The 14,308-nt window shown below is 43.6% G+C and carries 15 protein-coding genes; 9 read left to right on the top strand and 6 right to left on the bottom strand.

The genetic code is table 11. From position 1 onward, the window contains the following. Positions 1–52 precede the first annotated feature (52 nt). From GYK50_RS04235 to adk, 3 genes are all read left to right on the top strand, one after another. Complete coding sequence (locus tag GYK50_RS04235; protein WP_379542903.1) at positions 53–541, top strand: cytochrome c-type biogenesis protein; 489 nt, start codon at positions 53–55, stop codon at positions 539–541. Further along, positions 538–1,818, top strand: coding sequence for a c-type cytochrome biogenesis protein CcmI (ccmI, locus tag GYK50_RS04240; RefSeq protein ID WP_212564330.1), 1,281 nt, complete (start codon positions 538–540; stop codon positions 1,816–1,818). Before GYK50_RS04235 ends, ccmI begins: the two co-directional genes overlap by 4 nt. A 216-nt stretch (positions 1,819–2,034) precedes the next feature. Next, the gene (gene adk / locus GYK50_RS04245) at positions 2,035–2,691 is read left to right on the top strand and encodes an adenylate kinase (protein WP_071001977.1); all 657 of its coding nucleotides are present in this window, start codon (positions 2,035–2,037) and stop codon (positions 2,689–2,691) included. A gap of 244 nt (positions 2,692–2,935) precedes the next feature. On the opposite strand, the gene secB is transcribed toward adk, so the two are convergent. The 4 genes from secB to rsgA form a co-directional block, all read right to left on the bottom strand. Then, complete coding sequence (gene secB, locus GYK50_RS04250) at positions 2,936–3,388, bottom strand: protein-export chaperone SecB (protein ID WP_058025921.1); 453 nt, start codon at positions 3,386–3,388, stop codon at positions 2,936–2,938. Positions 3,389–3,566: 178 nt separating this feature from the next. Further along, a complete protein-coding gene (gene grxC / locus GYK50_RS04255; RefSeq protein WP_058025920.1) occupies positions 3,567–3,830 on the bottom strand; it encodes a glutaredoxin 3 in 264 nt (87 codons plus the stop codon). A 298-nt stretch (positions 3,831–4,128) separates the two neighbouring features. Then, positions 4,129–4,584, bottom strand: a complete 456-nt coding sequence (locus GYK50_RS04260; protein WP_058025919.1) for a rhodanese-like domain-containing protein — start codon at positions 4,582–4,584, stop codon at positions 4,129–4,131. A gap of 161 nt (positions 4,585–4,745) precedes the next feature. Continuing rightward, the gene (rsgA, locus tag GYK50_RS04265) at positions 4,746–5,849 is read right to left on the bottom strand and encodes a ribosome small subunit-dependent GTPase A (protein WP_212564331.1); all 1,104 of its coding nucleotides are present in this window, start codon (positions 5,847–5,849) and stop codon (positions 4,746–4,748) included. 247 nt (positions 5,850–6,096) lie between these two features. On the opposite strand from rsgA, the gene orn reads away from it, so the two are divergent. Next, positions 6,097–6,699: an oligoribonuclease gene (orn, locus tag GYK50_RS04270; protein WP_212564332.1), complete on the top strand. Its 603-nt coding sequence runs from the start codon at positions 6,097–6,099 to the stop codon at positions 6,697–6,699. A 103-nt stretch (positions 6,700–6,802) separates the two neighbouring features. On the opposite strand, the gene GYK50_RS04275 is transcribed toward orn, so the two are convergent. Continuing rightward, a complete protein-coding gene (locus tag GYK50_RS04275; RefSeq protein ID WP_212564333.1) occupies positions 6,803–7,690 on the bottom strand; it encodes a UDP-2,3-diacylglucosamine diphosphatase in 888 nt (295 codons plus the stop codon). Between the two features lie 57 nt (positions 7,691–7,747). Then, positions 7,748–8,263 (bottom strand): peptidylprolyl isomerase, encoded by a 516-nt coding sequence (locus tag GYK50_RS04280; protein WP_071001973.1) that lies wholly within the window; start codon positions 8,261–8,263, stop codon positions 7,748–7,750. A 314-nt stretch (positions 8,264–8,577) separates the two neighbouring features. On the opposite strand from GYK50_RS04280, the gene GYK50_RS04285 reads away from it, so the two are divergent. From GYK50_RS04285 to GYK50_RS04305, 5 genes are all read left to right on the top strand, one after another. Beyond that, a complete protein-coding gene (locus tag GYK50_RS04285) occupies positions 8,578–10,317 on the top strand; it encodes a glutamine--tRNA ligase/YqeY domain fusion protein (protein ID WP_212564334.1) in 1,740 nt (579 codons plus the stop codon). Positions 10,318–10,479: 162 nt separating this feature from the next. After that, positions 10,480–11,223, top strand: coding sequence for a phospholipase D family protein (locus GYK50_RS04290; protein ID WP_212564335.1), 744 nt, complete (start codon positions 10,480–10,482; stop codon positions 11,221–11,223). A 226-nt stretch (positions 11,224–11,449) separates the two neighbouring features. Continuing rightward, positions 11,450–12,088, top strand: a complete 639-nt coding sequence (locus GYK50_RS04295; protein WP_071001971.1) for a peroxiredoxin — start codon at positions 11,450–11,452, stop codon at positions 12,086–12,088. Between the two features lie 223 nt (positions 12,089–12,311). Beyond that, positions 12,312–12,974: a glutathione S-transferase family protein gene (locus GYK50_RS04300; RefSeq protein WP_212564336.1), complete on the top strand. Its 663-nt coding sequence runs from the start codon at positions 12,312–12,314 to the stop codon at positions 12,972–12,974. A 335-nt stretch (positions 12,975–13,309) separates the two neighbouring features. Continuing rightward, on the top strand, positions 13,310–14,242 hold the full coding sequence (locus GYK50_RS04305; RefSeq protein WP_212564337.1) for an META domain-containing protein: 933 nt from the start codon (positions 13,310–13,312) through the stop codon (positions 14,240–14,242). The last annotated feature ends 66 nt before the right edge of the window (positions 14,243–14,308 follow it).

The following is a 14,308-nucleotide window of genomic DNA, read 5'->3' on the forward strand; positions in this document are numbered from 1 at the left end:
AAAATCCGTTGCGATAAAGTTAGCAAGCTTGCTTATCGCTTGTCTATTCAGTATGGCCAGTTTTGCTGCTATTGATGTCTATGATTTTGACTCTGTACAGCAAGAAGCCCAGTATCGTGGTCTTATCGAAGAGCTGCGCTGTCCAAAATGCCAGAACCAAAACCTTGCAGGATCTGATGCGCCCATTGCCCAAGACTTAAAGCAAAAAACCTACGATTTGGTCAAAGATGGTCGTAGCGATGGCGAGATTCGTGCCTATATGCAGGAACGTTATGGCGACTTTATCAGCTATAAGCCACCAGTGCGTCCTTCAACGTGGATCTTATGGTTTTTCCCACCATTATTGCTCATCATCTTGTTAGTAGGTTGGTTTTGGCAAAGTAAACGACGTCAGCTTGTTGCCAGTGGTGCAAGCGGCATGACAGCAGATAATACCGCTGAGGCGCTATCTGTTGCCGAAAAAGCGGAGCTTGAGCGCTTATTGTCACGTGCTGATAATAAAGACGTTCACGATATTACAAGCCTTGGGGGCAAAAAATGACCATATTTTCTACGGTTGGCTTATTTATTGCGCTGAGCCTACTGACCGCCTTATTGCTTGCTGTTATAGCTATCAAACCATGGTTGAGAGCACCGCGTACGCATAGTAAGCCTTTGGACAATCAGCTATTAGGTATCAACGTTGCCGTATTTCGTGAGCGCTTAGCAGAGCTGAAAACAGATAAAGACAGCGGCATCATTGATGAGCATCACTATCAAAACCAAAAACTTGAGCTTGAACGTCAGCTTTTGGATGCTCAGCGTGAAGTCGCACCTATGGTCACGCCTGGTATCAAAAGCCGATTGATCATTGTCTTTTGGGTACCTGTGCTGTCTGCCATGGCGTACTTGATGGTCGGGGATCGCACGCCTGTATTCGAGCTTTGGGCAAGCGAAGACAAAGTTGGTCAAGTGGCGGATGACTTATTAACTGGCAAGATTGACCAGCCACCTGCTTGGGCGATTGAAGATGGCAATCAGCTGATTAGTGCCATGCAGACCAACGTCTATCGCCATGCGTACGATTACAATCGTTGGATGCGCCTATCAGAGTTGTTCTTATCATTAGAGGCGACCGATTCAGCACTAGAGGCCTTATCACGTGCTTATCGTTTGTCACCTGATAATGAAGAGATTGCGATTACTTACGCGCAGATTAATTTCTTTGCTAATAAGGGTCAGCTAGACGAAAATAGTCGCCGAGTGCTAGAAACTGTATTGGCCAAAAACCCACAGCATGAAGGCGCGCAAATGCTCATGGCAATGGGTGAGGCGCGAGCAAATAACTTTGATCAAGCACAAGGCTGGATCAAACGCTTGCGTGACAGTATTTCTGCCAAACCAGGCGACCATACGCAGGCGCTATCCAGTCTAGATGAGCTCAGTGCCAATGTGACCATGCAGCAGCAACAAGCGTCTGAGGGCATTGAGGTGACCGTTAAGATCAACTCAAGCCTAATGCCATTGGTCAAAGCGGATGACGTGCTGTTTGTGGCGATTCGTGATGTGAATGGTGGCCCGCCATTTGCTGCCAAGCGTTTGCCAATTAGTGCGATTAAGCAGGGCGAGGCTACTATTAGCCTAAGCGATCTTGATGCGATGATGCCAGAGCGTACGCTAAGATCAGCCCGTTCTGATAAGGTTGAGTTGGCTGTTATTGCGCGTATTAGTCACAGCGGCACAGCTATCGCAGAGTCAGGAGATTTATCAGGTAATCCTGTTGTGATTCGTGCTGACCAAAATCAGGCCAATGTAGAAATCAATCAACAAATCCCCTAGTATTATGGTTGGTTATTGTGAGTATTTTTCATATAAATGCTGTTGACCACAAAAGGCTTAGCAGTGTTATATGGAAAGATAAGTCATGGCAACTTATGACCTTAATTAGAAAAAAACTTGAGGTTTGTTAGGTCACAAGGTAAGGTGTCTTGGCAATCAATTAATCCCTAAGTTGTAGTAATCCCAAAATCCCATTGAATTCAGGAGAGTCGTGTAATGATGCGTATTATTTTGCTAGGTCCACCAGGCGCCGGTAAAGGTACTCAAGCCCAGTTTATTTCTCAGGAATATGATATTCCGCAGATATCGACGGGTGATATGCTACGTGCTGCTATCAAAGAAGGCAGCGAGCTTGGCAAAAAAGCTAAAGATATCATGAATGCTGGTGGTCTGGTTTCTGATGACCTCATTATCAATCTCGTAAAAGAGCGTATTGCAAAGCCTGATTGTGCCAATGGCTGTATTTTTGATGGTTTTCCACGTACGATTCCTCAAGCACAAGCACTTGCCGATGCTGATGTTGCCATCGATCACGTGGTAGAGATTAGTGTGCCCGATGATGAGATCGTTAATCGTCTGTCTGGTCGTCGTCAACATCCAGGTTCAGGCCGTGTATATCATGTGCAGCACAACCCACCAAAGGTTGAGGGCATCGATGACGTAACGGGCGAAGCACTTATCCAGCGTGAAGACGATCAAGAAGCGACCATTCGCGACCGTCTGTCGACTTACCATGAGCAAACCTCTGCATTGGTTGGTTTTTATCAAGAAAAAGCCGCCGAGGGCGCAGATTCACCAAACTACGATAAGTTTGATGGCACGCAAGATATCGAAGAGGTTAAGCAGCAGATTTTGTCTGCGTTAAAAGGCTGATGTTTGATTTTAGCTAATTAATTTAGCCAGTCGATGTGGTCGTTGAAGACCCTGTTTAATAGCAGGGTTTTTTTTATGGCTAATATTTATATATTGGATAATTTTATCTTCTATAAAAAGCATTCAGCATATTGCTGACTCATGATTGAAAATCACCCACAAAAAAACCGCTTACTCATTATAAGTAAACGGTTTTCTCATCAAAATATATGACGCAATAGGCTCATATACCTTCAAGTATCCCTTACGCATTACCTTGGGCATCAACTTGTGCTTGTTGCTGGCTTTGCGCGTACGCTTGATCAAAGTTGACAGGGGCTAGTAGCAATTGCGGGAAGCTACCGCGCGTTACGATGTCGCTGATGACTTCACGGGCATATGGGAACAGCACGTTAGGGCAGTATGCACCCAAGATTTGACCGATTTGATCTTCTGGGATGTCTTTTAACAAGAAGATACCTGCTTGATGCACTTCAGCGATAAATGCCGCTTCTTCAGCATTTTTTGCCGTGACGCTAACGGTTAGGACGATTTGGTAATGATCGTCATCTAATTTTTCAGCATTGCTAGACAAATTGATATCAAGCTCTGGGTTCCACTCTTTGGTGAATACGCTTGCGCCTGGTACTTCAAGTGACATATCTTTTACATAGATACGCTCTAGTGCCAATTGTGGTTGTGCTTGTTCTTCAGCCATGATAAATCCTCTAAAATTAAATCAAATAATGGGGCAAACTACGATTTTAAAAAAGCATTGTAATATAAACCAAGATCAAATCTCGATGTTTTTTATGGTTACGTCTCACTATGGCTTTTGAGTCTGCCACTGTCCATCTTCAAACCAATAAAGACAGACAGTAAAGCAAGGTAGCAGATTAACCCGCTAATAGCTCGTCAAGTTTGCCTTGCTGGTTCATTTGGTTGAGTTCATCAAAGCCACCGACAAAGGTTTCACCAACGAAAATTTGTGGCACAGTGCGATAGTTATTGGTTTTTTTCATCAGCGCTTGACGATCTTCACTACTCATGTCATGCATGCTGATTTCTTCGTAATCAACGCCTTTGGTTTTTAGTAGTTGTTTGGCGTTTGAGCAGTATGGGCAGATAGGGGTCGTATAAACTTTAACAGATACAGTCATGGTAAATCCTTATTTATAAATTTATGAGATAACAAACTTATTATAGATAGCCTGATAAATTATCATAGTCTAAGTATTGATAGAATCTGTTATCAATGAGTAAAGTGCACATGTATTCAACTGTGCTCATTACTACAGTGGGGATGAGCATGACAAATTCAAGCCGTCTTAGTTTAAAACCCTCAGTAGCAGTATAAACAGGATATAAAAAAAGACACCTATTGCTAAGGTGTCTTTTTATTTTGCTATCGTTAATCGGATGCTTTTTTTAGTCAGAAGCTATATTTTAGCCAATCTATTATTTGCTTAAACTAGGCTTGGTCTTAGCTTTGTTTTTTGATTTAGCGTCTTTTACACCAACCAATGGCATACCAGCGCCTTGCCAGCCGCCAATACCGCCCTCTAAGCGATAAACACTGTCTTTACCAATCATCTGAATCGCAGCGCCTGCTTGCACACCCATATCGCAGATAATAATCACTGGCTGCTCAATCGCACGAATCTCTGCTAAGCGCTCTTTGAGATCAGTGAACGGGATGTTGCGGCTGCCTTGAATATAGCCTGATTCAAACTTCTTCTTGGCGCGAATATCGATCAGCTGCGCGTTCTGAGAGTTGACCATCATGCCAAGGGTGTTGGGCGATATTTTTCTACCGCTACGTTTGTTTTCAATGGTAAAAAACAGGATAGCAAGTACGGCTAATATACCAAATAAAAACGGGTGGTTGCCCACAAATTCCAGCGCACGATCCAAACCATACCTCCAAAAAAATAGGTGTTCTATTGAGCTGAGAAGCCAGCCCAATGATAGTGAACAAGGCGCTATTATACCGATAAGGTCATCTATAGTAAACGGGCGATGACACGGTCAATAATCAATCTATCATTTTGCCTTTGAAATGATGTTAATTGGGCTTAATAAGGCTTAGTATCAGCTTCCTCTCGTAGCGTCACGAGATTTTCAACGCGGCGCTGTAATACGGTACCGTCAGCCACGGCTTGCCACAGCGCGCAGCCTTTGCTGTTATGGGTATGACGACAGTCACGGAATTGGCAGCTGCCAGCTAGTGGTGCCAGCTCAATAAAGCCTGAGGTGATATCGTCAGGTGTGAGGTGCCAAATACCATACTCGCGAATACCTGGTGTATCGACGATACCACCTTGCGTCAAATCCTCGGGGTTAAATGGTAACAATCGGCTTGTCGTTGTCGTATGCTGACCAAGCTTAGAGTTTTGCGAGATGATATTGACGCTTTGACCAGACTCAGGAAGTAGGGCGTTAATAAGGCTGCTTTTGCCAACACCAGACTGCCCTGCAAAAATGACCAACTTTTTGTCTATGTAGCGTTTTAGCTCATCGAGACCTTCTTGCTCGTCACTCTCGGCGATATTTTCAGGGCAATCGACCGACGTCAGAACACTTTCATAACCGAGTGCAGCATATTGTGCCAATAATTCACTCGTATCGACGCCGTTTTCTTGTGCCAACAGATCGGCTTTGTTGAGGACGAGCAGTGGTTTGACGCCCGCGTGATGGCAGACGACCAGATAGCGATCGATCAAAGTAGGAGCGGCAGCAGGCAATGGCGCAAAGACGATGGCCAGAATATCAACATTGGCGGCAACAGGTTTGAGCTTATGATAACGGTCAGGGCGAGAGACCAATGAGGTACGCGGTTTGACGGCTTCGATACGGCCAAAGCCTGTGTTGGAGTCGGCACTCCAGCGCACTTGGTCACCAGCGGCTAGCATCGGCAAGTTAGTGCGTACATGGCAGCGCCAAATATCGCCGAGCGCAAGCGCTTGCCAAAATGGCTCTGGATCATCAGGCGCAATCTCTGGCTGCTCAGGTATCACTGCAGGTAGACTTGTTACCTGTACTTCTAGTTGCTTACCGTAATGCGCCATGACCACGCCATCCATCAAGCTGTCATCGATGCTGTCTTGACTTAACAATTGCTGCTTGTCGATGCGACGAATCTGTTGTTTGGTCAGTTTGCGTTGCCGGATTAATGCCATGGGTTTTAACCTATTATAAAAATATTGCTAAGTGTAGCGTGAAAATTTGCTAACATACAGCCTAAAGCGTCTGCGTCAGACAGGGGTTTTGTAATATTGTACGACTCTATAGGTTTTCTAAACCAAATAGCGTGTTGCAATACTGTCTGAGCACGGGTGTCTACGTGTAATACGTTTTTTCAATTGTTTTTCTAAAGTTGTTTTTTTTAAAGTTGTTTTTTCAAAATTATGAATGATAGGATATTTTATGGCTACCGGTGACCATCCCAATAAGATTAAAATCAAAAATCAAGGCAAAAAAGGGCTGGTGTGGATTGATTTAGAAATGACCGGACTTGATACCTTAAACGATGAGATTATCGAGATTGCCACTGTCGTGACTGACGAAGATTTGAATGTGCTTGCTGAAGGGCCTGTGTTTGCGATCAAGGTATCGGATCAAGTCTTAAATAAGATGGATGACTGGAATACCAAGCAACATGGTCAGTCAGGATTGGTCGACCGTGTGCGTCGTAGCACGGTGACATTGGCGGAAGCGGAAGCTGAAACCATCAAGTTTCTGAGTAAATGGGTCGATAGTGGTAAATCGCCAATGTGCGGCAACTCTATCTGTCAAGATCGCCGCTTTATGGCGCGCCAAATGCCAGAGCTTGAGCGCTTCTTCCATTATCGCAACCTTGATGTGTCCTCAATCAAAGAGCTGTGTTTCCGCTGGCGTCCTGACATTCTAAAGAACTTTGAAAAAGGGGGTAGTCATCTGGCCTTAGACGATATCCGCGACTCTATTCGTGAGCTAAAGCATTATCGTCAGCATTTCTTTAAATTGATGGATTTAGATAGCGAGCAATAAACAGTTCAAGATTGTAGTAAACGTAAAAAGGGTCTGTTGAACGATCAACAGACCCTTTTTATATCGAAGAAATATTGTTTAGATGCGTTGTCTAAAACGCCATTCAGCGGATAAAAAATTCAAACTCAAATAATCCAAACTCAGCATCATCACTGCTTAAATTATTACTATTCAAACGGTCATTTGAATACTCGTCGTCTGTCACTGCACCAATCACAGCGCTTACTTTCGGCTGGCGAGTGTCTTTATCTAGCAAGCGCCAATCACCAAGCACGTAGCGTTTTTTATCAGCAGTCGCCTGATGAATATCTGGACGATGCGTATGTCCGTGCAATAAAGCATCGCTAGTAGTAATGGCTTGACGTACGGCCTCATCATTCACATCCATGATATAAGCCGCTTTAGTAGCATTGTTTTGCTGGCTTCTTTTACGCATGTTGTCTGCGATGGCTAAGCGTTTTTCCAACGACTTATTAAGCAAATACCACTGAGTCAGACGATTACGCATAATTTTGCGAAAGAGTTGATATTTCTTATCATCGGTGCAGAGTGCGTCACCGTGCTCTAAACGGTAATTCTGCTGACCAACAGTCAAAGTATACGGCTCGCTTATCAGCTCCCCACCGAACAGATTGCAAAACGGCTGTCCTAACAAAAAATCACGGTTGCCATGCATGACTAATATTTCACAGCCATTGATACGTAGCTGTTTTAGCTTTGCAATCAATGGGGTTAGCCAATGCGCCATTTGCTCGTCTTCTGACCTTTTTTCTTTTAATAGGGATAAATACATATCATCACCCAGCCATACCTCAAACCAGTCGCCCAATATAAAGAGGCGTTTGAGCGCGGGCAGAGCAAGACAGTCATCGAGCAGCGCCAAAAAAGCCTGCACTAAGGCAGGCTCCTGAGGCGATAAATGCAAATCGCTAATCAATACTTGCCGCACTTGATGAGGGCGGGTCGTTATCAGATGATTAAACGTTTGCATTTATCATAATCCTTGTCGTCTATTGTCAGACTATCAGTAACACTTACTTATCACGACCTACTGAGAAACGATGGTCGCAGAGTTGATCACAACTGGCTCTTTTGGCACATCAGCATGCATACCGAAACGACCAGTTGGGACGCCTTTCATTTTTTCGATCACATCCATACCGCTGGTGACTTTACCAAATACAGTGTAACCCCAACCTTGCATGTTTTTGCCAGTGTGGTTTAGGAAATCATTGTCTTTTACGTTGATGAAGAATTGGCTAGTTGCTGAATGTGGATCTTGGGTACGCGCCATGGCGATAGTACCTTTGTCGTTTTTTAAACCATTGTCCGCTTCATTTTCGATAGGCGCGTTGGTTGGTTTTTCGTTCATCTCAGCGTCCATTCCGCCGCCTTGAATCATGAAACCATCAATAATGCGATGGAAAATCGTACCGTCATACTGACCAGATTTTACGTAGTTCAAAAAGTTTTCTACGGTCTTTGGCGCTTTTTCTTCGTTGAGTTCGATAACGATCGCACCCATATTGGTGTCAAGTTCTACTACTGGTGGCATGTCTACCATGGGATATTCCTTTTTGATTGCAGCGCCTTAAATGACGCTGTCAAGTGGTGGTTAAAAGTTGGTTGTTAAAAAGTTACGGGTAGTCTAACGGCTTTTTTATCCCGTGTCATGTATCAGGCTGTTAATGCGTTTGCAAAAGCTGATAGAATAACGCAACTTTAGCCATTTTTGATCAGCTTTGACAAATTGTGATAATGCGGACGCGTTATCTGAGTTTTTATATCCCAATTTATTTTAATAATTTATTTTGAACGTTTTGTGATGCGTGATGGCACGTATCACAAATTGACAATTTGCGTTAGGAGCAATATCCGATGAGTGAGCACTCAAGCAACAATGCACAAAAAGACGAAGTAAAAAACGACTTTATTCGTAATATCATTCGTGACGATGTCAATGCGCAAAGATACCAGCAAATTGTCACACGTTTTCCGCCTGAGCCAAATGGCTACTTGCACTTAGGTCACGTAAAATCTATCTGCCTAAACTTTGGTGTGGCCAAAGAGTTCGGCGGGGTGTGTAACCTGCGTTTTGATGACACCAACCCAACTGCAGAAAAACAAGATTATATTGACAATATCGAAAATGATGTGAAGTGGCTCGGTTTTGAGTGGGCAGGCGAGGCGTATCACGCGTCAAGTTATTTTGATCAGCTACATGCATGGGCAATACAGTTGATTGAGCAAGGCGATGCCTATGTCGATTTGCAAACGCCTGAGCAGATTCGCGACAACCGTGGTTCATTCAATGAAGCGGGAACGCCATCTCCGCAGCGTGATGCTAGTGTCGAGGAAAACCTAGCGCTGTTCAATGATATGAAAGACGGTAAGTACGCTGAAGGTAAGGCGGTATTGCGCGCCAAGATCGATATGGCAAGCCCAAATATGAACCTGCGTGACCCTGTCATTTACCGCGTGATGCACCAATCTCATCATCAGACTGGTGATAAATGGTGCATTTATCCAATGTATGACTTTGCGCATCCACTCTCTGATGCGCTCGAAGGTATTACCCATTCACTATGTACGCTTGAGTTTGAAGACCATCGTCCATTCTATGATTGGGTCATCGCCAAGATCGGCTTTGACGTGCCGCCGCATCAGTACGAGTTTAGCCGCTTAAATGTGGATCATACATTGACCAGTAAGCGTAAGCTTAAGCAGCTCGTTGATGAAGGTATCGTGAGTGGTTGGGACGATCCCCGTATGCCGACTATCGCTGGTATGCGCCGCCGTGGTTATACGCCAGCGGGCTTGCGTGACTTTTGTGAGCGTGTGGGCGTGACCAAAGCCGATAGCGTGGTTGATTTTCGTTTACTAGAGTTTAGCGTTCGTCAGTCATTAGAGACGACTACTGGTCGCGGCATGGCGGTACTAAAGCCATTAAAAGTGACGATTACTAACTTTAGCGAGGCGGTTAGTAGTTGGGAGACGCAAAAAGCCGATAGCGTGAACGCGCGTTTTGATGATGCCACGCAGACGCTTTGGTTGACGCAGCCGAACCATCCTAACGTCGATATGGGTGAGCGTGAGATTCCGTTTACCGAGACTTTGTATATCGATCAAGGTGATTACGAGATTGAACCGCCAGCAGGCTACAAGCGCCTGTCTCCAGAAAAGCCAGAGATTCGTCTGCGTAACACTTACGTGCTAGCCGTCACTGAGCATATCACTGATGAAAATGGCAATGTCGTTGAGCTAAAAGCAACGATTGATCCTGCAACGCTAGGTAACAATCCGGAAGGCCGCAAGGTTAAAGGGGTGATTCATTGGGTATCAGCCAGTCAAGGTGTACCAGCGACCGTGCGCATGTATGAGCAGCTATTCAGTGCTGAAGACCCAAGTGGCGTCGCTGATGTTCATCAAGCGCTAAACCCTGACTCTCTCACTGAGCTGGATGCTGTCGTTGAGCCATCTTTAGCCAATGCTGACGCTGGCACGCGTTTCCAGTTTGAGCGTGAAGGGTACTTTATCACCGATAGCGAAGATCATAGCACTGATAAGCCAGTCTTTAACCAAATCGTTAGTTTGCGCGATAGCTATAAGCCCGCGTAATCTCTGTTGGCCCCGTCTCTAAAAATGTCGTTGCTAAAATGATGTTTTGAAACAATACTAAACAATAGTAGTTTGCAAGCAAGCCCATTTCTAGTACGCTAGAGATGGGCTTTTTTGTGAATAATTATGAAGTTTTTGACAGTCATATCTAAGGAAGTGAGCATGGCAAAATTTTTGAATAGCAGTGGGACGACTTATCATTTAGAAGAATTGATTAAAAATGCGTCTGATCGGTTGATTATTATTAGCCCATATTTAAAGCTGAATGAACGCATTAAAGAGCTGCTAGAAGATCGCAACCGTCTAAAAATCGATATTCGCATTGTCTATGGCAAAAATGACTTACATCCAGAAGAAATAAACTGGTTAAAAAACTTAACGTTTATTCGTACCAGCTTTTGCAAAAACTTGCATGCGAAATGCTACCTGAATGAAAACGAGTGCATTATTACCAGTTTGAACCTGTACGAATTTAGCCAAGTCAATAATAATGAGATGGGCGTACTGATTTATCGTAATGACGATGCTAAGCTTTATGCTGATACTTATGAAGAAGCGCAACGCATTATTCGTATCAGTGATGAAGTTAGGATGTCTCTTGAAAAAGTCACTGAAACTGAGAACCAGCCTGAACCTAGCACCAAAACAATGAGCGCTCCTACCAACGCAACCATCACGTCTACAACAGACGCCGCACCTAGTTATTCTAAACTGACCACCGCCAAGCTTGCTAAAGAATTAGGTCTCAAGACCCAAGAGTTAAATGATAAGTTGCTTGCGGCGGGTTACTTAGAAGCGCAAGATGGTGAGCTAGTATTGACTGATGCTGGGCGTGTGGCTGGAGGCGTGAGCAAAAAAGGCAAGTTTGGTGAGTTTTGCTTATGGGATGCAGGGATGGTGGTTTAAGAAATAATCGATATATCTACTTAGGGTTAAATGGAATAACCGCATTACAATCCGTCACAAGACATTCATAACCAGTTTGGTACTATAAAGTGAGTTTTATTGATGCACTAGACGGGATAAGCAAATGATCAAACCGTCTCGCACATTGCAATAATCGGTTTATAATAATAGGGCGCATAAGACAGTAAGCTCAGCGCTCATCATTCATATAAATAAGGAATTTAGTATGGCACATTTACGTTTAGGCGACACCGCACCAAACTTTGATGCAAGCACCACAGAGGGTGATATTAATTTTTATGATTGGGCGGGTGATAGCTGGGTGGTATTGTTTTCGCATCCTGCCGACTATACGCCAGTTTGTACTACTGAGCTTGGCCGCACCGCTGCATTGGGCGGTGAGTTCCAAAAACGCAATGTCAAGCCGATTGCTTTGTCAGTGGACGGCTTAGAAGATCACAAAGGCTGGGTCAGCGACATCGAAGAGACACAAGGCGCTGCGGTGAAATTCCCTATCATTGCAGACTCTGATCGCACGGTTGCGGATTTGTATGATATGATTCACCCAAATGCTGATAACACCGCGACAGTTCGCAGCGTGTTTATCATTGATCCAAACAAAAAAGTACGTCTGACTCTGACCTATCCAGCCAGCTGTGGTCGTAACTTCGATGAAATTATCCGTGTTATTGATGCGCTACAATTATCGGATGAATATAACATCGCGACGCCTGTAGATTGGAAGGACGGTGATGACGTAATCATTCCACCAAGTGTCAAAAACGAAGATATTGCTGCCAAATACCCAAAAGGTCATAAAGAAATCAAGCCGTACCTACGTACGACCCCAGCCCCTAATAAATAACTGGACTGGTTGCATAAATATGATTAAATAAAGCCCCGTGACTTAAAGTTATGGGGCTTTTGCTATTTTTACCTCATGAATAATAAGCCTTTGCCATGACGGTCAGAGTAGGCTATAACTATGGTATGGAGTATCAATAGATAGGGTGCTCATTAGTGCCACCATCATAATAAAGCGTATCAGCGCTAAATTTCTATTCAATCATTCTTACAAGGAGTTCATCATGAAAAAATTATACGTCACCCGTATAGCACCCAACCCGCGCAAAGCCCTTATTTTATTGGCATCAAAAGGGATTGATGTTGATGATATGGATGACATTGATGTGATTGATATTGATTTTGCCAAAAATGAGCAGATGTCAGACGAATTTACCAAAATAAATCCGATGCAGACAGTGCCTGTCTTAACACTAGACGATGGCACCGTGCTCAATGACTCACAAGCAGTCTGTGAGTATCTGGATCGCGTCTATGGTGAGCGTTCTGTTATGGGCAATGACGTGATACAGCGTGCCCAAGTGTGCTCGATGCGCCGTATTGCTGAGTTTGAGGTGATGTATAATTTAATGCTAGCGTTTCAGCACAGTCATCCGTCTAAAGCCCAGCGTGTTGAACAAGTGCCAGAATTTGTTGCGCCATCAATTGCCCGTGCTGTCAAAGCCATGGGGTATTTTGAGACAATCCTAGAAGGTCGTGAGTATCTGGTGGGTGAGCAGCTAAGCTTTGCAGATATCGTGCTATATTTGGGCTTAGATTTTGGTAAAGTGCTCAAAGTTGATCCGAATGAGCAAGGCAAAAACCTAGCCCGTTTTTATCAAATGATGAATGAGCGCTTCAGCATCAAAAACATGGCTAAAGCTAAGCCTGCGGAAATCAATGATTAGATAAAGAGATACATCGCAAGTTCTATTGTTTTTAGATGCTTGCTCATTAAAGATAATATCGGGGGTAGCTAATATGTATTAGCTATCCTTTTTTTGTCCATGAAATTAACGACATTAGATAGCAGAGTAATGAAAGAATTTCAAACATAATAAAAATCAACATTTTATTACATAAGCTAATAATGCTCGGTCTATAGTGGTTAATTTAACGTGATTATAATAACGATATTGCCAGAACAGTTAATTAAATGTTTCTTCAAAAGATGCAAGACCAGCAAGTATATAGAAATAAGTAATCGAGAAAATTGATATACGCTTATTAAGAGGTTCGTAATATGGTAGGTAGAGCCAAAAAATCAGCACTGACAACGTTTTTATTGCCAAGTATTATGGCGGTGAGCTTGATGCTGAGCGCTTGTCAAAAAGAAAACACGGCTCACGACAATGAAGGATCAGGTATCTCCAATACTGGTGAAAAAGTAGACTCACTAGCGATTGAGGATAGGGCCTCGGATACCAACTCAGCAACTACTGAATCTGGCTCGACGACATTTACTCCCGAAGAAAAGCTGATGAATACTTTGTCTCGTCATCGTTGGAGCTTGGTTAGGGCAACGGATGCCAATGAGCAGCCTATAAGTGAGCTTACAGATATCGATGGTCAGGGGACTCTGGTATTTAATCCAGACACACTTATCTATAGTGTCGGTTGTAATACAATAAGCGCTGCTTATCAGCTGCAAGGACATACATTGAGTATCGAGGAAGAAATGAGCACCAAAATGTCTTGTAGCGATCTTGATATGGCAGAAAACACATTAAATACATTAATGCTAGGAAATAGTGAGTTAAAAATAGAGCAAAGTGACAGCCCAGTATTGACCCAATTTACCAACGATAATGTCACTTTGGTATGGAGTGGCAAACTCACACCTCAAGCGAAATACAACAGTAAGGGCGAGACGGTATTTTGGGCAGTGAATGCCAAAGAAGTCAATTGTGATATGAATGGTGAAAAGCAGTGTCTTCAGGTTAGGCCCGTCACTTACAACGACCAAGGTGTCAAAGTTCGTGAAGGGAAGTGGAGAGTATTTGCGGGAGAAATAGATGGATACCAGCATGACGGTATGCACGAAGAAGTATTACGATTGCAGCGCTACCGATTAGAGACTAACGAATTAATAGAATCAGATGAGACAACAGAAAATGATAATGAAAAGTATGCATATGTACTCGATGCTGTCATTGAAAGTGCAGTCGTAGAGTAGTCCGCTATAATTTCGTCTTGCAAATGATAAAGTGACAGTGCTGGTACTCATAAAAAAACACGCATC

Source organism: Psychrobacter pacificensis, assembly GCF_018336615.1.
Classification (GTDB): domain Bacteria; phylum Pseudomonadota; class Gammaproteobacteria; order Pseudomonadales; family Moraxellaceae; genus Psychrobacter; species Psychrobacter pacificensis.

Coding starts and splice junctions, on each gene's coding strand:
- GYK50_RS04235 (WP_379542903.1), top strand. CDS start 53: ATGGCCAGTTTTGCTGCTATTGATGTCTATGATTTTGACTCTGTACAG.
- ccmI (WP_212564330.1), top strand. CDS start 538: ATGACCATATTTTCTACGGTTGGCTTATTTATTGCGCTGAGCCTACTG.
- adk (WP_071001977.1), top strand. CDS start 2,035: ATGATGCGTATTATTTTGCTAGGTCCACCAGGCGCCGGTAAAGGTACT.
- secB (WP_058025921.1), bottom strand. CDS start 3,388: ATGGCTGAAGAACAAGCACAACCACAATTGGCACTAGAGCGTATCTAT.
- grxC (WP_058025920.1), bottom strand. CDS start 3,830: ATGACTGTATCTGTTAAAGTTTATACGACCCCTATCTGCCCATACTGC.
- rsgA (WP_212564331.1), bottom strand. CDS start 5,849: ATGGCATTAATCCGGCAACGCAAACTGACCAAACAACAGATTCGTCGC.
- orn (WP_212564332.1), top strand. CDS start 6,097: ATGGCTACCGGTGACCATCCCAATAAGATTAAAATCAAAAATCAAGGC.
- GYK50_RS04275 (WP_212564333.1), bottom strand. CDS start 7,690: ATGCAAACGTTTAATCATCTGATAACGACCCGCCCTCATCAAGTGCGG.
- GYK50_RS04280 (WP_071001973.1), bottom strand. CDS start 8,263: ATGGTAGACATGCCACCAGTAGTAGAACTTGACACCAATATGGGTGCG.
- GYK50_RS04285 (WP_212564334.1), top strand. CDS start 8,578: ATGAGTGAGCACTCAAGCAACAATGCACAAAAAGACGAAGTAAAAAAC.
- GYK50_RS04290 (WP_212564335.1), top strand. CDS start 10,480: ATGGCAAAATTTTTGAATAGCAGTGGGACGACTTATCATTTAGAAGAA.
- GYK50_RS04295 (WP_071001971.1), top strand. CDS start 11,450: ATGGCACATTTACGTTTAGGCGACACCGCACCAAACTTTGATGCAAGC.
- GYK50_RS04300 (WP_212564336.1), top strand. CDS start 12,312: ATGAAAAAATTATACGTCACCCGTATAGCACCCAACCCGCGCAAAGCC.
- GYK50_RS04305 (WP_212564337.1), top strand. CDS start 13,310: ATGGTAGGTAGAGCCAAAAAATCAGCACTGACAACGTTTTTATTGCCA.